Genomic DNA, 17,503 nt, shown 5'->3' on the forward strand with positions numbered 1-17,503 from the left:
GAGCGACAACAACGCCCCCAACTCACCGTCGCGAACATGTAGTCTATGTATCGTCGCAGTTCAGAGCCGGTTCACGAGCTCCTGCGGTCGGTAAAGATTTTGGCAACCCACTCCTGGAGCATGTCCTGGAGCGCGTGGATGGACCACACGGCCTCGGCTGCGGGGTCCTTGCCGCGCATCTCGACGCAGCGGCCCTTGTGGCCGGCGACGTACTGGGCGAACATCGTCGCCACCGAGCCGAGGGTGCGTTCGATGTGGGGACGGTCGGTCGGGGTGTCGGGGTGGGCGAGCTGGAACGAGATCCCGAGTGACCGGCATGCCTGGCGGAAGGTGTCGGAGAGGAACGCCTTCCCGTGGTCGCTGACCACTGTCTCTGGCACGATCACCGGGACCGCCGCGGCCTTGGCCAGGCGCTCGTCCAGCGGAAGCAACGAGGAGTGCGGCAGCACCGAGCGCGACATCCGCAGAGCGTCCGCCCACCCGGGCCGCATCGGCTCCGGCGTCATCGCCCGTGCCAGCAGCAGCGCGGCGTCCACCGCCTTGGTCGAAGGCCGCAGCACCACGGCGGCCAGCGTCCTGGTGGCCAGGTCCACCAGTCCTGTCAGCTCGCAGGTGTCCACCTCGCCGTCGTCGTGGACGACCAGTACGTCCAGCGGCGTGGAGTCGATCTCCATCACCTCCCCCGGACGTGCGGCGGTCAGCTGGCCGAACACCCGCTCCGGCCGCTTGGCCAGCGAACGGCGGGTGCGGGCCGAACCGAGGGTGTGCCGACCCGTCGAAACCGCCTCCAGCAACCGGTAGAACGTCGCCCGCGAGGGCATCGGGACCGTCCCGTCGCCGTGCTCCGCCACGATCGCCCGCTCGACCCGGCGCCGCAGCACCTGCCCGGAGACCGTGGACCGCTCCGTCTGTCCGGCCACCACCTTCTCGATCGCGGCCACCACCCGGGGATCGGCCCGCCCGGTCCCCGTGGACGGCTTGCGAAGCCGGCCGTCCACCAAACCGGCCACCCCCTCGCGCTCGAACCGCGAGCGCATCCGGCGCAGGGTGCTCAAAGCCACCTCCTCGCCGGCGGCCAGGAGTTCGGTGAGCTTGGTCAGCTCACGCTGCCGCAGCGAGCGCATGGCCGGGTCGTACTCCGCGCGGACCGGCCCGCGCGGATCGCCTCCCTGATGTCCGGTCAGCATCTCGACCAGGTGCCGCTGCCACCACTCGGCTCTCTCGACCGCCGCTTTCGGCAGCCCGTCCAGCGCATCAGCGGCGGGCAACAAAGGACGCGTCGGCCCGGTGCTGAGCACCGTGAATCCGTCCGAGGCCAGCAGATGCGGCAGCAGGACCACGCTCGCGACCTGACCGTCGTTGACCAGCCGCACCGAGGTGCCCGACAGCGCGGCGACCGTGTGCTCGCGGCCGTCGAAACGGACCCGGTCACCAACCGACAGCAGCTGCGGACGGGACACCATCGCTTGTCACCACCTCCCGGACAGTGCGGCCCGGCCTCACCGACGAGGCCGCCGACAGCAGCGTGGTCTCCAGCTCGACCGCCAGCTCCTGGCGCCAAAGGAGGTGGTAGAGCACCGGCAGGACGGCCACGGGATCTCCGACCACTTGGGCACCTTCCAGCAGGCCGCGTTCGACGGCGAACGCGGCCCTCAGCCGATCCGCGACGGACTCGCGCATGACCCGCGGATGCCGGTAACCGCTCAACCAGCGCAGATTCGCCATCAGCACCGGACCCATGACGCCGCACCGCTGGAAGTCCCAGCCCACCCGGGCGCAGGCCACCGCCGTCGCCGCGAACTTCGCCACGTCCTCAGGTTCGATCCGCTCGTCCGGGCGAACGTCGATCACCAGCCCGCTGCCATCCGTGCGCCGCACGAAGTAGTCCGGCGTGTGCTCGACCCGACGCCGGCGGCCTTCCACCCGCCACGACAACCGGAACGGCTGCGACACCATCGCGGACACCTGCGGATCAAAGTCCAGCCGCATCAGGTGATCCCGCTCCACCCAGGATTCAAAGCCGACGTGCACGGCGCCTGTTGCCGCCCAGTACCAGCCGGTGAAGTTGCGCTGCCCCTTGAACGACGACAAGCCGCGTACGGGCATCCCGTCCTCGAACCGGGCCGACCACGTCACCTCAAGCGGCCCCCGGTGCGGCTTCCCGTGCGCATCGACGTACTCCAGGCAGAAATCCTCCGCCTCCACCAGCCACCCCCTGCTCGGCGCTGACCTGGCATTACGACCGTAGGGGGCGAGCACGAGCTCCAGGTCAGGAAGACCGAGACAGATCAGAAGTTGGCCGAGGTCGACTGAGACACGCGGTCATTTGGTGCAGAACGACCGAGACTGGTTCACCTTCACAGAGACCGGACATTCACGTAGGTCTCCAATTCGAAATCATCGGTCATCATCCGAGAGTTGTCCGATGACTTGCGGGGAATGCTCACATGCAGTGCTGTGGCGCGGCAAGGGCTGGGAGCCAATTACTTCTCAGTACCTTGGACTTGTTCGCAGAGTGACACAAGAGAAGGTGGCTACTGTCAGTTATGTTGTCTAATGACTTTGCCGATCTTCAGGGAGAAGTCAGATGACTCGGTAGGGTGGGGACAGTCCACCGGAAGGGACAGCACAGTGTCCGCAGTCGACCGGGCCCTCCACGGCCTCCGGCACATGATCGCCACTGAGCGGCTGGTCGCCGGGCAGCGTATGCCGCCCGAATCCGAGCTCTGCGACGAGCTCGACGTCTCCCGCGGGTCGCTGCGCGAGGCGATCCGCATGCTCGCCGCCCTGCGCGTCATCGAGCCGCGGCACGGTTCCGGGACCTACGTCTCCCAGCTGCGGTCGGAGGACATCATCGGGAGCCTCTCGCTCACCGTCGACCTGCTGCCGCTGACCGGCCTGCTGGAGCTGTACGAGATCCGGCGCGTCCTGGAATCGCACGCCGCAGCCCAGGCTGCCGCCCGGATGACCGAATCAGGCATCCGGACTCTCTACGCCTGCATCGAGGAGATGGAGGCCACCAGCGACCCGGCCGCGACCTTCGCCCCCAACCAGCGGTTTCACGCCGAGATCGCCAGGGCCAGCGGCAACCCCGCCCTGGAGGCCATGCTTGAGGTCTTCCGCCCCCGTAGCCACAACTACCAGGTCTACGACCTCCCCGAAGGCGTCCGGATCAAGCGCGCCAGCGACGACGACCACCGCGTGATCGCCGAAGCCATCGCCAACCGGGACCCGGTCGCCGCGGCCACCGCGGCTGCCGCCCACGCCGCCCACACCGAGAAGTGGTTGCGCGGCTACCTGCCCGACGATGGCGTCCCGCCGAGTGGTGCAGCGGGGAACTCGGCGTAACCCTGTCATAAAGGAGCCATCGCGCAACTCTCCGAGTCGACATGCTCGTTGAGTGAGAGGTGCGCGATGGCCTTGTCCTGGACTGACCTACCCCGTATGCCGCCAGCGTCGACCGGTCAGCGTGCTCGCGGCCGGCTGTACGAGCACGGATGCAGGGGGGCAAGACCTCCGGACTGCAGGACGACCTGTACGTCGTCCACTTCTCCCACGCCTCCGCCGTCGGCAAGTTCACCTACTCCGGCCGCACCGAACTCCACGATCGCCGCCAGGAGTTGCTGGCGGCGGAGACGCACATCGAGGTCCCTCCCAGCGAGAAGACGCTGGTGGGGTTCGCGTCCGTGCCGGGGTCCGCAAGCGATGCCGAGGCGCAGACCTCGCAGATGAAGGCGGAGCTGGACCGCGCCGTCGCGGAGCTGCTGGACCGCGCACGTCTGGTCGGCCCCAGCCGGGGCGGCTTCGGGCGGACGACGTGCGCCGCCTCCTCTGCGGCGTCGAGCATGCCGTGCCCTCCGCGACTGTGACCCTGCGCGCCGCGGGCTTTACCCGGACGTGCTTCTTGAGGGGCTGCGCCCTCCGCGCTGACGGCAGCACGCCCCCCGGCGTCCGCCGACCGGTCCCGAGGGGTCGGTCGGTTCGTCTCGCCCAGCAATAAACGGATGACTATCCGGTTGTGCTAGCGTGCCCTCGTTGAAGCGGATAGCTATCCGAATAAATGCGGAACGCGGAGGGCAGACCTGTGGACCAACGGGCAGTGGTGACGGCGGGGACCGGAGGCATCGGCCTCGAAACCGCGATGGGACTTGCGGCGCGCGGGCTCGCCGTGACCGTGGTCGGTCGCGACGCGGAGCGCGGTGCGAGCGCCATCGAGCGGATCACGGCGGTCGCCACCGGAACCGCTCCGCGGTTCGTGGCAGCCGACCTCGCGTCGCTCGACCAGGTACGAGCGCTCGCCGCGCAACTGGCGGACGAGGGGCCGCTGACAGTGCTGGTCAACAACGTCGGCGCGATGTTCGCGCAGCGGCAGCAGACGGTCGACGGAATCGAGGCGTCGTTCGCCGTCAACCACCTCTCGCCGTACCTCCTGACCGAGCTGCTGCTCGACCAGCTCCGAGCCGGCGGACCGAGCCGGATCGTCAACGTCACCTCCGGCGCGATCAAGGTCGCCAAGCGCACCTTCGACGCCGTCGAACCACCGGGCGGCTACTACGGCTTCCACTGGTACGGCCGCGCCAAGCTCGCCAACCTCGCCTACACCCTGTACCTGGCCGAGCGCCTGCGCGGCACCGGCATCACGGTCTTCGCGGCCGACCCCGGCGGCGCCGCCACCGACATGACCGACGGCACCATGACCTCACCGGAGATCGTCTCCCCGGGACTGCGCCTGCTGTGGCCGCTGGTACGCCGGACCTTCGAACGCTCCACCGCCGGCCCCGCCTCCGTTGCCGCCCGGCCGTCCGTCCTCGCCGCCACCGATGCCTCGCTCGACGGGAAGACCGGCCTGCTCATCGGCCCTCAGGCCCACCCCGTTCCCGCCTTCCGCGCAACCACCGACCCCAAGGTCATCGACAACGTCCTCAGGCTCAGCCGACAGCTGGCGCCCCTTCACGGCGGTCCCGGCGTCCAGCCGACGTGAGTCCGATGCCTCGTGAGCCTGCCTCAGGATCACGAGCCCGGCGAGCGGACGACCCGCCGCAAACTGTTCTGTGGGCGCACGGTCATGCCGTGAACGATCACAGCGGAAAGTGCCTGGTCGGCCGGGGCTTCGCCAATGACACTGTGGCCGTCCAATTCGACTGCGGCTACGCGGATCGGTGGTGGCATAACTGGTAGGAACGGCGCCCTGAGCGCTCGCCAGAGCGCCTGACGGCCACCCCCGCGTCCGCAGAAAAGCCGGGCCGGAGCGCGATCGCCCCACAGAACGAAATGGCCGGGCCCCACTTCCGTCGAAGCGGGGGCCCGGCCATCAGCGCACTGGCGTGTTCACGTACCCAGGTCAACCGCTGGTGCGGTCGTCGAGGACGACTCGTGGGCCGCTGCCGAGCTCCGCGTCCTGGTCGCCGCGCGGACGGGTGGTGGCCACCACTTCCGCGATGCGCTCGTAGACGGTGACTGCCAGGGACCAGGTCTCGATGTCCCGGGGCTGCTCGACGCCGCGGTGCACGGCAGCGTGGAGGGCGTTGAGCAACGCGACGGTGGAGCGCCCCGACAAGTCCGTGGTGAACGGCTTCTCCGGGTTCGGACGGTCCCACTCCCGGGACCGCTCCTCCGGGGTGTTGAAGTGCGAGGCGCTGCCCGCGACGACGCTGCGCACCTGCTCGTTGAGGAAGTCCCAGGTGTGCGGGTGGCACTCGACGACCAGGGTGTGGATCGCCCCGGCCTTGCGCAGGGTGGCGACGTGCGCGGACCATGCGAAGACAGCCGGGATCAGGTCCGTCGTGCCGCCGAGCAGCCGGTCCGCATCGGGACGCGCGACGGCGGGGTTGGGGACGGTGGGCTCGGCCACGTTCTGGTTCTCCTCGATGCTGGGGACGGACGGCACGGTGGTTTCCGGGCCGGCGAAGGAGTCGATGCTCTCCGGGGGGTCGCCGGCGGGCTGGTCCTCGTGTGTGCCGATGACGTGCTCGGCCCGGGCCGGATCGACTGGCTCGTACTCGACGAGTGATTCTGCGGTGGTCGGCACGAGTGAGCCGGTTGCCACCTGCAGCCGCAGCTCACCGAGCTGCTCCAGGAGTTCCTCGATCCGCTTCTGCTGGACGCCGGACTCCCGGTGGTACCGGGCCGACTCGCTCTGCTCCTTGTTGATCACACCGATCAGCTGGTCCCGGTGCGCTCGCAGCTCCGCCAGCACGGCCTGGGCTTGCTGTTCGGCGTGGTCGGGCAGGGCCTCGATCAGGCCCTTGATGCTCGTGGCGTCGTTGAGTAGTCGGGCGGCCTGGTCGAGGATCTTCTCGACGTTGCGGCCGGTCTGGGTCACGGTCTCCCCCTGGATACGCGGGCCGGTTCGGTGGCTGCGGCTGCACCAGAGTGGAGTCAGCGGGCTGGGGTCGGTGGCTGAAGTCAGGGGTGTGACCGGAAATCGGATCATTACTGTCTGAAATCAAATGGTTACGTTATGTCCTTACGGCATACCGGTTCGGGCCCATCCCAGTGGTTCGGTCACGAGTTCGGGTCAACTTCCGAACTTCTGTGAGGCGACCACTCTCCGCAACTCCCTTGGTCAGCCCCTTTTCCAGATCGGCTCGTTCGGCCAGTTGAGCAGGTCATCCATGTCCTGGTCTTTGCCCGACAAGGCATGGACGAGGAAGGCGACGAAGCGCATGTCGTACAGCCGCCACGCGTCCCTCAGGTCCTTCCCTCGGAACCACGCCACCACCGGCCACTCCATGGGGTCTGGGTCGCTGGTGAGCCAGAAGAACTGATCGCCTTGCACGGTGCCGCCCCAGTTGAGCAGCCCCCCCGCCTCTGGCAGGAGTGGGTACGGGCACAGGGTCGGGTCCTCGTTACGCATTTCCCGGAACACCGGACCAAGGTCATCGACGGTCCTCGACGTGAAGACACGGAAGATCGCTCCATCCTGCGATGCGCCTGCCCATGGCTACGGAGCGGACCTCTCCGGGCCCGAACTGGTCGATGAACTCGCGGTAGTCCGCGGCGCACGCTTCGCGCGACCGGTCCCACGGTAGCGACGGTCCGGCGGGCTCGGCCGCCAGGTCGGCCAGTTCAGCGAACCGCATCACGTCCATGCGCATGGCGTCACCTCCTTGCTCGGGATCATGTCATCTGTCGCCGACACGTGATCAGGGAGCACGGCGACGCCGAGGGGACGCTGATAGAGGTGCTGCTGCTGGACCGTCACCTCCCGCACGAGCACGGCTCGCCTGCGCGGTAGAAGATCCACCGGAAGGCGGCGGGCTCTGCCTCGAACTGGGCACGTGTCTCGGCCTCACCGCACTCCTACAGGCTCGCCTCGACGCAGGCGCGGGCCGAAGTGCCCGCCAAGGCCAGCTGACCCCCGCGCACCCCCGGCGACGGCTGGCCGCCCTCACCGGCGGCCGGCCGGACAGTTCAACCGTGACCGAACCGAGCGAGTCAGCGTTCGAGGTCGCGCAGGTCGTCGTCGCACAGACCTGTCCGGCAACACGCGGGCAACCAATCGGCCGCGATCTCCCGAACACGTTGCAGGCGAGCTTTGTTGGGCTCGACCACCGTGAGGACCTCGAACGCGATGCCAGCCCAGAGGGATCGATTCGACATCACCTCCTCATAGAGCAGCCAGAGACCTTGCACAACGATGTCTCGGCACAGCTCCGGAAGATCGAGTCCTCGTCGGGCGGACTCCCAGTCCGTGCCCTCGCCTGCCACCATGCACTGAAGGAGATCGAGGAACCACTTGCGAGCTGTCGGTGCGACATCGTCCGCGAGCGCCGCCAGAGCAACGGACGTCACCGCAGGAGCCGGCTCCCACAGCACTGTCGGGGACCAGACATGCTCTTCGAGGCTGACATGGCTCGGTTCCCGCTCGGGCGCCCTACCCGCAAGCTGCAGCAGATCCCGGGCCAGGTGCTCTGCCGAGCCGCCGCACCCGCACAGCATGCTCTTCCAGTCCTGCCGGGCTATCTCCATTTCGACCAGTTGCATAGTTCCCACACCTTAGACGGCGCTCATGGGAGCCCAACCACACGCCTGCCGCTGTCAGAGGACGTTAAGTCCGTTTCTGGTAGCGACCGCCACCGTCATCGACATCGCCTCCCGCCGCGTCGTCGGCTGGGCCACCGCCGACCACCTGCGGACCGAACTGGTCGCCGACGCCCTGCGGGCCGCCTGCCGCACCCGCCGCCCGACCGGGCCGGTGATCTTCCACTCCGATCGCGGCTGCCGATACACCAGCCGCGAATTCGCCGCTCTCGCAGAAGAGTTCGGCGGTCAGCCGTCGGTCGGCCGGGCCGGCCAGTGCTGGGATAGCGCCCTCGCCGAGTCCTTCTTCGCCACCCTCGAACGGGAGCTGCTCGGCGACCGCCCCTGGCCCGGTCGGGCCGCAGCACGGACCGCGATCTTCGAATGGATCGAAGCCCGGTACAACCTACGCAGGCTGCACAGCAGCCTCGGCTACCGCAGTCCCGCCGAATACGAGACAGTCCTCGCGGCCTCACCACCACACCAACGGTGTCCGTCAAAGCGGAGCAAGCTCACTATCGGCATGCGGGGCAGCGGGTGTGTACTGGGGGGTGCCGCATGAGAGGGGGAGCATGACGCGAACGCCGGATTCGGGAACACCTGAGTCAGATCGCGAGGAGGAGCCCTGGCTGGGCAGTGACAAGGTCTCCGAGCTGTGGCGGGTACGTGAGCACTGGCTGCCGAGCGTCGCCGCTCTCGCGGATGTCCGCGTTCGCCAGTACGGCGGGGAGAGCCGGGGCACGTGGGGGGCGGCACTGACCTTTTACGACTATCACCCCGGGGATGCGCGGCGAGCCGCGACGGCCATCGCCGAAGGCCGCGTCGACATCCCGTCGGTCTGGCGCCTCAACACTCCTGCCGGTCGGCTGGCGGAGTACGGGGGCCTGTTCGCGTTCCGTCTGGGCTGCTTGATCGTCCTGGCCCTGGTTCTCAGCGGCATCTGGATGCTGGTCCATGAACCGGCGTCTTCCTGAGTCGGAACCGCCCGTGAAGCAGCAGCTGCTGAAACCGGTGGACGAACAATGGCCAACCCCTGTCCAGTCAGGGCAACCGGCACAGCTGCCACCGGGGCGACCGCGAACGCCGCTGGCGTGAGCCTGCGTCAGACGGTGAGGACGACCTTGCCCTTGACCCGGCCCCCCTCGCTGAGTCGATGGGCCTCGGACGCCTCGCGCAGCGGCAGCACCTTCTCGACCGACACCTGCAGGGCGCCGGCTTCTGCCAGTTCGCCGATGCTCTCCAGATCGGTCCCGGACGGGGTGAAGCCGAACTCGACGAACCGCAGGCCGCGTGCTGCGGCCTGTTCGCGGACGGTGCTGCGGTCGGGACCGGTGCCGCGCACGTCGACGAGTGACCCGCCCGACGCGAGAACGGTCAGGGAGCGGGGCCCGTAGTCGTCGGCGATCGGGTCCAGGACGACGTCGACGTCCCGCACGGCCTGGGAGAAGTCGACCTGCGTGTAGTCGATGACCTCGTCGGCGCCCAGGTCGTACAGGAAGGCGTGCTTGCCTGCGCGGGCCGTGCCGATCACGTAGGCACCGCGCGCCTTGGCGATCTGCACGGCCAGGTGGCCGATCCCGCCGGCCGCCCCGTGGATGAGGACTCGCTGCCCCGCGCTCAGTGAGACGGCGCGCGTGAGCGACTGCCAGGCAGTGAGGCCCACGGTCGGCAGCGCGGCGGCGTGCACATGGTCCAGACCCTGCGGAACGGAGGCGAGCCACCGCTCCGACGTGACCGCGTACTGCGCGTAGGCGCCGTGCGGTGGGAAGGCGTTCCCGAACACCGCGTCACCGGGCCGGAACCGGCTCACCTCCGCGCCGACGGCCTCGACCACACCGGACAGGTCCAGCCCCAGCGTGAACGGTGGTTCGCCGAACCTGCGCACGTTCCCGGAGCGGATCTTCCAGTCGGCGGGATTGACCCCGGCGGCGTGGACCCGCACCAGGACCTCGCCCGGCCCCGGCTTCGGCCGGTCGCTCTCGACGAGCGCGAGCACCTCGGGGCCGCCGAAGGACCGCTGGCTCACCGCGTGCATGCTGCTGGACATGGGGACCCCTCCTCATGGGACTGCGACCGCTTGATCGCGGCTCCCATCCTGGTGGGCCACGGTACCCATTGCATAGAAGGCACCTGTTTGATACCTAGGTACCTCATGGGTACTACCTCAGGACAGGATCTCGACCGCTGGGCTTCCACCTACCGCCGCGACTGCCCCTCGCGCACGGTCGTCGAGATGCTCGCCAACAAGTGGACGCTGTACGTCCTGGCGGCCTTGCGACGGCAGGACGGGCCGCTGCGCTTCAACGAACTGCGCCGCCTCCTCGGCGGCATCACCCAGAAGATGCTGACCCAGACGCTGCGCGAGCTGGAACGGGCCGGCCTGGTCCGCCGCACGGTCTACGCCACCGTTCCGCCGCGTGTGGAGTACGCCTTGAGCGACCTGGGCGTGGAGGCCGGACGGCTGACCACGGCGATCGCGGAGTGGTCGGTGGCGCACGTCCCGGAGATCGCCGCCGCCCGCGAGGCGTTCGACGTCGAACGTCGCGCCGAACCACGGCCGGTGACGCCGTGACGCCGTGACGGCAGCCGGAGCGGCGAGGCGTGACCTCTGCCGCGCGCTGCCGGCCTGCTACACCCCGTCGGTCAGGGTCCGCTCGGGGGCCGTCAACCGGTGCGCCGAACCGGTGCGCCGAGCCGGGCTACTGAGCGCGCGGGCACGCCCGCTCAGTAGCCGCCGGTCAGAGCGTGCCCGCCCAGGAGTTGGTGCCGAGCAGGGTCTTGATGTCCGAGGCGAGGCCGTTGTCGGGGTTCACCAGGAAGCCCAGCTCGTAGAGGGTGTCCTTGTCCCAGTTGGTGGTCAGCAGCCGGACCGGGACGTCGCCGGGGTGGGCCTGGAGGGCGAGCTTCAGTTCGCCCACCACCGTCGGGGTGATCTTGCCGAGCGGTGCGGTGATCTGTACCGGCGGCTTGGTGCCGAGCTCGGCGGAGGAGACGTCGAGGGTGGTGATCTCCTGGCCGAAGATGCTCAGGGAGCCGTCGCGCTCGTTGAGCCGCCCCCGGGCCGAGATCACGTTGTCCTCGACCATCTGGTCGGCCATCAGGTTGTAGGTGGCGGGGAAGAACAGCACCTCGACCGAGCCGTCGCGGTCGGCGAGGGTGATGATGGCCCAGGCGTTGCCGGCCTTGTTGATCCGGCGGTCGACGGCGGTGATCAGGCCGGCCAGGCGGACCTCGCCCTCGGTGCGGCCGGAGCCGAGGAGTTCGGCGATGGAGGTGTCGCGGTTGCGGGAGAGGATGTGCTCGGCGCCGTCCAGCGGGTGGCTGGAGACGTACAGGCCGAGCATCTCCCGCTCCAGGCTGAGCAGTTGCCGGCGCGGCCACTCCCGGTCGGTCAGTTCGAAGTCCAGCCCGATGGCCGGGCCGTCGCCGTCGCCGGTGTCCAGGGCGCCGAACAGGTCGTCCTGACCGATCGCCTGCTGCTTCTTCAGGCCGGTGACGGCGTCGATCGCGCTTTCGTGCACGGTGCTGAGCGACAGGCGGGTGTGCCCGAGGGAGTCGAACGCGCCCGCCTTGATCAGCGAGTCGACGGTCCGCTTGTTGCACACCACCAGCTCGACCTTGTCCAGGAAGTCCGGGAAGGAGGTGTACTTGCCCTTCTCCTTTCGGGTCCTGACCAGCGACTCGATGACCGGCACACCGACGTTGCGGACGGCCTTCAGGCCGAACCGGACGTCGCTGCCGACGGCGGTGAAGTCGACCACGGACTCGTTGACGTCGGGCGAGAGGATCTTGATGCCCATCTGGCGGCACTCGGCGAGGTAGACCGCCATCTTGTCCTTGTCGTCCGCCACCGAGGTGAGCAGCGCCGCCATGTACTCGGCGGGGTAGTTGGCCTTGAGGTAGGCGGTCTGGTAGGAGACCAAGCCGTAGGCGGCGGAGTGCGACTTGTTGAAGGCGTAGCCGGCGAACGGGACCAGGACGTCCCAGACGGCCTGGATGGCCTCGTCGGAGTAGCCGCGCTCCTTGCAGCCCGCGTGGAAGGGGACGAACTCCTTCTCCAGCACCTCCTTCTTCTTCTTGCCCATCGCGCGGCGCAGCAGGTCGGCTTGGCCGAGGCTGTAGCCGGCCAGCACCTGCGCGGCTCGCTGGACCTGCTCCTGGTAGACGATCAGACCGTAGGTGGGGCCGAGGACCTCCTTGAGGGGTTCCTCCAGCTCGGGGTGGATCGGGACGATCTCCTGCTGGGCGTTCTTGCGCAGGGCGTAGTTGGTGTGCGAGTTCATGCCCATCGGGCCCGGCCGGTACAGCGCCGAGACGGCGGAGATGTCGGCGAACTCGGTCGGCTTCATCAGCTTGAGCAGGGCGCGCATGGGGCCGCCGTCGAGCTGGAACACGCCCAGGGTGTCGCCCCGGGCGAGCAGTTGGTAGGTGGTGGGGTCGTCGAGCGCGATCTTCTCGATGTCGACGTCCACGCCCCGGTTGGCCTTGACGATCTTGATGCAGTGATCGATGATGCCCAGGTTCCGCAGACCCAGGAAGTCCATCTTGATCAGGCCCATGGCTTCGCACGACGGGTAGTCGAAGCCGGTGATGATCACGCCGTCCTTGTCCCGCATGTGCAGCGGGATCAGGTCGAGCAGCGGGGTGGAGGAGAGGATGACGGCGGCGGCGTGCACGCCGGTGCCGCGGATCAGGCCCTCGATGCCCAGGCCGGTGTCGATGATCTTCTTGACGTCGGGCTCGTTCTGGTACAGCGAGCGGATCTCGGTGCCCTCGTTGTACCGCGGGTGCTTCTCGTTGAAGAGGTCCGCCAGCGGGACGCCCTTGCCCATGACGTCCGGCGGCATCGCCTTGGTGATCCGGTCGCCCATGGCGAAGGGGTAGCCGAGGATGCGGTTGGCGTCCTTGACGGCGGCCTTGGCCTTGATCGTGCCGAAGGTGTTGACCTGCGCGGTGTAGGCGGAGCCGTACTTGTCGGTGACGTAGCGCACCATCTGGTCGCGCTGGCGGTCGTCGAAGTCGATGTCGACGTCCGGGGGGTTGATGCGCTCGGGGTTCAGGAACCGCTCGAACAGCAGGTCGTGCTCCAGCGGGTCCAGCTCGGTGATCCGGGTCAGGTAGGAGACCATCGAGCCGGCCGCCGAGCCTCGGCCCGGACCGACCGGGATGCCGTTGTCCCGGGCGTACTGGCAGATGTCGGCGACCACGAGGAAGTAGGCGTCGAACCCCATCGGGGTGATCACGCCCATCTCCAGCTCGATCCGGTCCAGCACCTCCTGGCTCGGGTTGTCGCCGTACCGGAGCTGCAGCCCGGCGGCGATCTTCTTGCGCAGGAACGACGCCTGGCTCTCGCCCTCGGGGACGTCGAACTGCGGCATCCGGTCGACGTAGGTGAAGACCTCGTCGTACGACTCGACCCGCTCGGCGATCGCCAGCGTGTTGTCACAGGCCTCCGGGAGTTCGCGGAACAGCTCGCGCATCTCCTCGGCGGTCTTGATGTAGTAGCCGGTGCCCTGGAACTTGAACCGGTTCGGGTCGTCCTTGTTCTTGCCCACGCCGACGCAGAGGAGGCTGTCGTGGGCGTCCGCCTGGTCGGCGGTGACGTAGTGCGAGTCGTTGGTCGCCAGCAGCGGGATGTTCAGGTCCTTGGCCAGGCGCAGCAGGTCCTCGCGGACGTCCCGCTCGATGGACAGGCCGTGGTCCATCAGCTCCAGGAAGTAGTTCTCCTTGCCGAAGATGTCCTGGTAGGCGCCGGCGGCCTTGACGGCCTCGTCGTACTGCCCGAGCCGCAGCCGGGTCTGCACCTCGCCCGAGGGGCAGCCGGTGGTGGCGATGATGCCGGTCGCGTTGGCCGCGATCAGCTCGCGGTCCATGCGGGGCTTCATGTAGTAGCCCTCCATCGACGCGAGCGAGGAGAGCTTGAAGAGGTTCCGCAGCCCGGTCGCGTTCTGCGCCCACATGGTCATGTGGGTGTAGCGGCCGCCGCCCGAGACGTCCTTGCCGCCCTCGCCGTCGGCGTTCGCCGGGCGCTGGCCGCCGGGGGACCAGAACACCTGCTTCTTGTGGAAGCGCGAGGACGGGGCGACGTAGGCCTCGATGCCGATGATCGGCTTCACGCCGGTCTTGGCGGCGGCGTGGAAGAACTCGTACGCGCCGAACATGTTGCCGTGGTCGCTCATCGCGATGGCCGGCATGCCCTGCCGCTCGGCCTCCGCGAAGAGCTTTCCGTTCTTCGCCGCTCCGTCCAGCATCGAGTACTCGGTGTGGACGTGCAGGTGCGTGAACGTGTCGGACACGGAAGTGGGCTCCTTGTCGGGGCGGTGCGGGGCGGGCGGCGCAGGGCGGTGCGGGGCGCTTCGGTGCTGGGGCGCTTCGGTCGGGACGCGAGGCGGTGCGGGTCGGGCTCGGGGCGGAGTGTGGTGCAGGATGCCGGTGGGGCGGGCAGTGCGGGCTAAGCCGTCCAGGCTAGCGGGTCGGCGGGAGGGACCAGCGCCGGCGGCGTGTCGCGGCCCCGGTCCTTGACAGCGCCCGTTCGCCCGTTCGCCCGTCCGGCCGCCCGCGCCCGATCCGGCGCCGACCCGCCGATCGCCCGGACTCGCCGACCGGCCGATCGTTCGGGCTCGCCGACCCGCCGATCGTTCGGAACGGCTCCTCCGGTCGGTGGTCCGAGTCGGCCGGTCAGGCCGAGGCGGGATCCGGGTAGCGCACACCGGTCAGCCGTTCCGACACCTCCCACAGACGGCGGCCGGTCTCGGCATCGGCCGCCGCGGGGGACAGCGGAACCGGCGTCGGCCCGCCGCGCAGTTCGGCCGGGCCGTCCGGCCCGATGAACGCGCCGCCCTCCGCCACCGGGCCGGTCGCCGCGTACAGCTGCGGCAACGCGCCGCGGGCCGGCGTCTGGGCCAGCAGCGGGTTGCCGATCCGGCCGAGGAGCACCCGCCACAGGCCGATCGGCGAACCGGTCTGCAGGTTGGTGGCGGTGTACCCGGGGTGGGCGAGCAGGCTGCGCACCGGGCTGCCCGCCGCGGTCAGCCGCCGGTGGAGTTCCCGGCCGAAGACGGCGTTCGCGAACTTGGACTGGTTGTAGAAGGCCATCGGCGAGTAGCCCCGCTCGCCGTCGAGGTCGTCGAAGCGAAGGCGCCCCCTCCGGTGGTTGAGCGAGCTCACCGTGACGACGCGGGGGTCGCGTCCGACGCTCAGCCGGTCGAGCAGCAGGCCGGTGAGTGCGAAGTGGCCGAGGTGGTTGCAGGCGAACTGGAGCTCGTGGCCCTGCGCGCTCAGCGATCGTGGCGGTGCCATCACGCCGGCGTTGTTGACCAGGACGTCGAGCCTCGGGTGGTCGGCGCGGACCTGGTGGGCGAAGGCCCGGACGGAGTCGAGGTCGGCCAGGTCGAGGTGGCCCACCTCGACCTGGGCCCCCGGCTGCTCGTGGGTGATCCCGGCGGCGGCCCGGCGGCCCTTCGCCACGTCCCGGACCGCGAGGATCACCCGGGCGCCCCGGGCGGTGAGTGCCCGGGTGGTCGCCAGGCCGAGGCCGCTGTTCGCGCCGGTGACGAGGAACACCCGCCCGGTCTGGTCCGGGATCTGCTCGGCCGTCCACTGCTGATGCGCTGTCATGCGGCACATGCTGCCGCTGGTGTCACTCGGTGTCAACATGCTCCCGAGTGCCATCCGAGGCAGGGGGTTACCATGGCCCGATGAGTTCCCGCCCGGACGTCACCATGGCCCAGCGCAAGCGCCGGCTCGTCTCGAACGAGCTGACCGAGGCCGCGCTCCAGCTACTGGCGTCGCAGGGCTTCGACGCGGTCACCATCGACGACATCGCGACGACGGCGGGTGTCTCGAAGCGGACCTTCTTCCGGTACTTCGCGTCCAAGGAGGACGTGGTCGTCCAGTTCCTCGCCGACCTGGGCTCGGGCATCCAGCAGGAGCTGGCGGCCCGACCCGTCGGGGAGCCGCCCTCCGTGGCGCTGCTGCACGCCGTCTCCGTCCCCGCCGCGGCTTGCGGTGACCACGCCGACCGGGCTCTGCGCGTGGTCCAGCTGATCCTGCGGACCCCGGCCCTGCTCGCACGCTTCCTGGAGCGTCAGGTGCAGTGGCGAGAGGAGCTGTCCGCGGAGCTGGCGCGCCGCCTGGACATCGATCCCGCGGTCGATCTGTACCCGCAGCTGGCGGCCGGGACGGCACTGGCGGCCTTCGACGCGGTGCTGCAGCGGTGGAGCGACAGCGACGGTGTCGAGGATCCCGTCGAGCTGACCGAACGGGCCTTCGCCGTCATCGCCCCGGCGCTCGACGCGGCCACGGCCCCGCCGGAGCGCACGGCCCCGCCGGAGCGCACGGCTCCGTCCGCCTGACGGGCCCCGGGCCGTAGGTCGGGGGCGCCCGGGCCTGCCGGCGCTTGGCGCGCCCGCCCTGGCCGGCGGTCCGCCGGAGGTCTGTCGGCGGGTTCGTCGCCGAGCCCGACGCCGCCGGGTCCGCCGTCGCCGAGCTGCCCGAAGCCCGGCCGCCCCGCCGCTCGGCGCAGCGGCGCGGATCGGGCGGGGAGGGCGTCCCGTCCGGCCCCGGCGAAGCAGTGGATCATGGACGGCTAGGCTGCTGCACCGTCACGTCCTCGTGGAGGGCGGGTGGGAACGAGGACGGGAGCCAGCTCATGATGGGACCGGCGCACGCGCTGTCGGGCGCGGCGGCGTGGTTGGGTGCGGGGGCGCTCGCGGCGGGGCTGGGCGAGCCGATGCCCTGGCCGGTGCTGCTGGCGGGGACGCTGATCTGTGCGGGGGCCGCGCTCGCGCCGGACCTCGACCACAAGGCGGCGACGATATCCAGGGCCTTCGGGCCGGTGTCGCGCACGCTCTGCGAGGTGATCGACAAGCTCTCGTACGCGGCCTACCGGTCGACCCGGAAGAAGGGCGATCCGCGCCGCTCGGGCGGGCACCGGACGCTGACCCACACCTGGCTCTGGGCAGTGCTGTGCGGCGCCGGAGCCGCCGCGGTGGCGTCGTACGGCGGCCGCTGGGGGGTGCTGGCCGTGCTCTTCGTGCACATGGTGCTGGCGATCGAGGGGTTGCTGTGGCGCCATGCCCGGGTCTCCAGCGACGTGCTGGTCTGGCTGCTCGGGGCGACCAGCGCCTGGGTGCTGGCGGACGTCCTGGACAAGCCGGGGAACGGTTCGCAGTGGCTGTTCGACCAGCCCGGGCAGCAGTACCTGTGGATCGGCGTGCCGATCGCGCTCGGCTCGCTGGTGCACTGTCTGGGTGACGCGCTGACCGTGTCGGGCTGCCCGGTGTTCTGGCCGATCCCGATCGGGCGCAAGCGCTGGTACCCGGTCGGGCCGCCGAAGGGCCTGCGGTTCCGGGCGGGCAGCTGGGTCGAGATCAAGGTGCTCACGCCGGTCTTCATGGGCCTGGGCGGGGTCTGCGCGCTGGGGGCGCTCGGCTACATCGGCTGACTCGGCGCCGCCGCGCTCCGGCTCGTCCGGTCCGGT

At 69.7% G+C, this 17,503-nt stretch carries 17 protein-coding genes; 8 read left to right on the top strand and 9 right to left on the bottom strand.

The genetic code is table 11. The annotated features are described in order from the left end of the window. Positions 1–71: 71 nt before the first annotated feature. Both AB0J08_RS19525 and AB0J08_RS19530 read right to left on the bottom strand, forming a co-directional pair. Positions 72–1,463, bottom strand: a complete 1,392-nt coding sequence (locus tag AB0J08_RS19525; RefSeq protein WP_360635254.1) for a hypothetical protein — start codon at positions 1,461–1,463, stop codon at positions 72–74. Then, complete coding sequence (locus tag AB0J08_RS19530) at positions 1,429–2,205, bottom strand: TnsA-like heteromeric transposase endonuclease subunit (RefSeq protein WP_360635256.1); 777 nt, start codon at positions 2,203–2,205, stop codon at positions 1,429–1,431. The genes AB0J08_RS19525 and AB0J08_RS19530 overlap by 35 nt, the downstream gene beginning before the upstream one ends. Positions 2,206–2,631: 426 nt before the next feature. On the opposite strand from AB0J08_RS19530, the gene AB0J08_RS19535 reads away from it, so the two are divergent. The 3 genes from AB0J08_RS19535 (at position 2,632) to AB0J08_RS19545 (ending at position 4,981) form a co-directional block, all read left to right on the top strand. After that, a complete protein-coding gene (locus tag AB0J08_RS19535) occupies positions 2,632–3,348 on the top strand; it encodes an FCD domain-containing protein (protein ID WP_360635259.1) in 717 nt (238 codons plus the stop codon). Between the two features lie 149 nt (positions 3,349–3,497). Beyond that, positions 3,498–3,869, top strand: a complete 372-nt coding sequence (locus tag AB0J08_RS19540) for a hypothetical protein (protein ID WP_360635262.1) — start codon at positions 3,498–3,500, stop codon at positions 3,867–3,869. A 215-nt stretch (positions 3,870–4,084) separates the two neighbouring features. Further along, positions 4,085–4,981, top strand: coding sequence for an SDR family NAD(P)-dependent oxidoreductase (locus AB0J08_RS19545; protein ID WP_360635265.1), 897 nt, complete (start codon positions 4,085–4,087; stop codon positions 4,979–4,981). A 360-nt stretch (positions 4,982–5,341) separates the two neighbouring features. On the opposite strand, the gene AB0J08_RS19550 is transcribed toward AB0J08_RS19545, so the two are convergent. The 4 genes from AB0J08_RS19550 to AB0J08_RS19565 all read right to left on the bottom strand — a co-directional run bounded on the left by AB0J08_RS19550 (position 5,342) and on the right by AB0J08_RS19565 (position 7,986). Next, positions 5,342–6,322, bottom strand: coding sequence for a hypothetical protein (locus AB0J08_RS19550; RefSeq protein ID WP_360635268.1), 981 nt, complete (start codon positions 6,320–6,322; stop codon positions 5,342–5,344). A 243-nt stretch (positions 6,323–6,565) separates the two neighbouring features. Next, positions 6,566–6,856 (bottom strand): hypothetical protein, encoded by a 291-nt coding sequence (locus AB0J08_RS19555; protein WP_360635271.1) that lies wholly within the window; start codon positions 6,854–6,856, stop codon positions 6,566–6,568. A 22-nt stretch (positions 6,857–6,878) separates the two neighbouring features. Then, the gene (locus AB0J08_RS19560; protein ID WP_360635274.1) at positions 6,879–7,097 is read right to left on the bottom strand and encodes a hypothetical protein; all 219 of its coding nucleotides are present in this window, start codon (positions 7,095–7,097) and stop codon (positions 6,879–6,881) included. A gap of 340 nt (positions 7,098–7,437) precedes the next feature. Then, a complete protein-coding gene (locus AB0J08_RS19565) occupies positions 7,438–7,986 on the bottom strand; it encodes a hypothetical protein (RefSeq protein WP_360635277.1) in 549 nt (182 codons plus the stop codon). A gap of 25 nt (positions 7,987–8,011) precedes the next feature. Between AB0J08_RS19565 and AB0J08_RS19570 the strand changes: the two genes are divergently transcribed. Beyond that, positions 8,012–8,584 (top strand): IS3 family transposase, encoded by a 573-nt coding sequence (locus AB0J08_RS19570; RefSeq protein WP_360635280.1) that lies wholly within the window; start codon positions 8,012–8,014, stop codon positions 8,582–8,584. Positions 8,585–8,594: 10 nt separating this feature from the next. Then, positions 8,595–8,996, top strand: a complete 402-nt coding sequence (locus tag AB0J08_RS19575) for a hypothetical protein (protein ID WP_360635283.1) — start codon at positions 8,595–8,597, stop codon at positions 8,994–8,996. Positions 8,997–9,124: 128 nt separating this feature from the next. Here the strand turns inward: AB0J08_RS19575 and AB0J08_RS19580 are convergent, their stop codons facing one another. Continuing rightward, positions 9,125–10,069, bottom strand: a complete 945-nt coding sequence (locus AB0J08_RS19580; RefSeq protein ID WP_360635286.1) for an NADP-dependent oxidoreductase — start codon at positions 10,067–10,069, stop codon at positions 9,125–9,127. 105 nt (positions 10,070–10,174) lie between these two features. On the opposite strand from AB0J08_RS19580, the gene AB0J08_RS19585 reads away from it, so the two are divergent. Next, positions 10,175–10,594, top strand: coding sequence for a helix-turn-helix domain-containing protein (locus AB0J08_RS19585; RefSeq protein WP_360635289.1), 420 nt, complete (start codon positions 10,175–10,177; stop codon positions 10,592–10,594). Between the two features lie 166 nt (positions 10,595–10,760). Here AB0J08_RS19585 and dnaE read toward each other — a convergent pair whose 3' ends face one another. Continuing rightward, positions 10,761–14,318: a DNA polymerase III subunit alpha gene (gene dnaE / locus AB0J08_RS19590; RefSeq protein ID WP_360635292.1), complete on the bottom strand. Its 3,558-nt coding sequence runs from the start codon at positions 14,316–14,318 to the stop codon at positions 10,761–10,763. A 382-nt stretch (positions 14,319–14,700) separates the two neighbouring features. Further along, on the bottom strand, positions 14,701–15,639 hold the full coding sequence (locus AB0J08_RS19595) for an oxidoreductase (RefSeq protein WP_360635295.1): 939 nt from the start codon (positions 15,637–15,639) through the stop codon (positions 14,701–14,703). Between the two features lie 80 nt (positions 15,640–15,719). Here AB0J08_RS19595 and AB0J08_RS19600 point away from each other — a divergent pair, with 80 nt between their 5' ends. Both AB0J08_RS19600 and AB0J08_RS19605 read left to right on the top strand, forming a co-directional pair. Continuing rightward, positions 15,720–16,376, top strand: coding sequence for a TetR family transcriptional regulator (locus AB0J08_RS19600; protein WP_360635298.1), 657 nt, complete (start codon positions 15,720–15,722; stop codon positions 16,374–16,376). Positions 16,377–16,672: 296 nt separating this feature from the next. Beyond that, positions 16,673–17,467: a metal-dependent hydrolase gene (locus tag AB0J08_RS19605; RefSeq protein WP_360635301.1), complete on the top strand. Its 795-nt coding sequence runs from the start codon at positions 16,673–16,675 to the stop codon at positions 17,465–17,467. Positions 17,468–17,503: the final 36 nt, after the last annotated feature.

It is taken from the genome of Kitasatospora sp. NPDC050463 (assembly GCF_040655255.1).
GTDB lineage: Bacteria > Actinomycetota > Actinomycetes > Streptomycetales > Streptomycetaceae > Kitasatospora.

Coding starts and splice junctions, on each gene's coding strand:
- AB0J08_RS19525 (WP_360635254.1), bottom strand. CDS start 1,463: ATGGTGTCCCGTCCGCAGCTGCTGTCGGTTGGTGACCGGGTCCGTTTC.
- AB0J08_RS19540 (WP_360635262.1), top strand. CDS start 3,498: ATGCAGGGGGGCAAGACCTCCGGACTGCAGGACGACCTGTACGTCGTC.
- AB0J08_RS19555 (WP_360635271.1), bottom strand. CDS start 6,856: ATGCGTAACGAGGACCCGACCCTGTGCCCGTACCCACTCCTGCCAGAG.
- AB0J08_RS19560 (WP_360635274.1), bottom strand. CDS start 7,097: ATGCGCATGGACGTGATGCGGTTCGCTGAACTGGCCGACCTGGCGGCC.
- AB0J08_RS19565 (WP_360635277.1), bottom strand. CDS start 7,986: ATGCAACTGGTCGAAATGGAGATAGCCCGGCAGGACTGGAAGAGCATG.
- AB0J08_RS19570 (WP_360635280.1), top strand. CDS start 8,012: ATGGGAGCCCAACCACACGCCTGCCGCTGTCAGAGGACGTTAAGTCCG.
- AB0J08_RS19575 (WP_360635283.1), top strand. CDS start 8,595: ATGACGCGAACGCCGGATTCGGGAACACCTGAGTCAGATCGCGAGGAG.
- AB0J08_RS19580 (WP_360635286.1), bottom strand. CDS start 10,069: ATGTCCAGCAGCATGCACGCGGTGAGCCAGCGGTCCTTCGGCGGCCCC.
- AB0J08_RS19585 (WP_360635289.1), top strand. CDS start 10,175: ATGGGTACTACCTCAGGACAGGATCTCGACCGCTGGGCTTCCACCTAC.
- AB0J08_RS19595 (WP_360635295.1), bottom strand. CDS start 15,639: ATGACAGCGCATCAGCAGTGGACGGCCGAGCAGATCCCGGACCAGACC.
- AB0J08_RS19600 (WP_360635298.1), top strand. CDS start 15,720: ATGAGTTCCCGCCCGGACGTCACCATGGCCCAGCGCAAGCGCCGGCTC.
- AB0J08_RS19605 (WP_360635301.1), top strand. CDS start 16,673: ATGATGGGACCGGCGCACGCGCTGTCGGGCGCGGCGGCGTGGTTGGGT.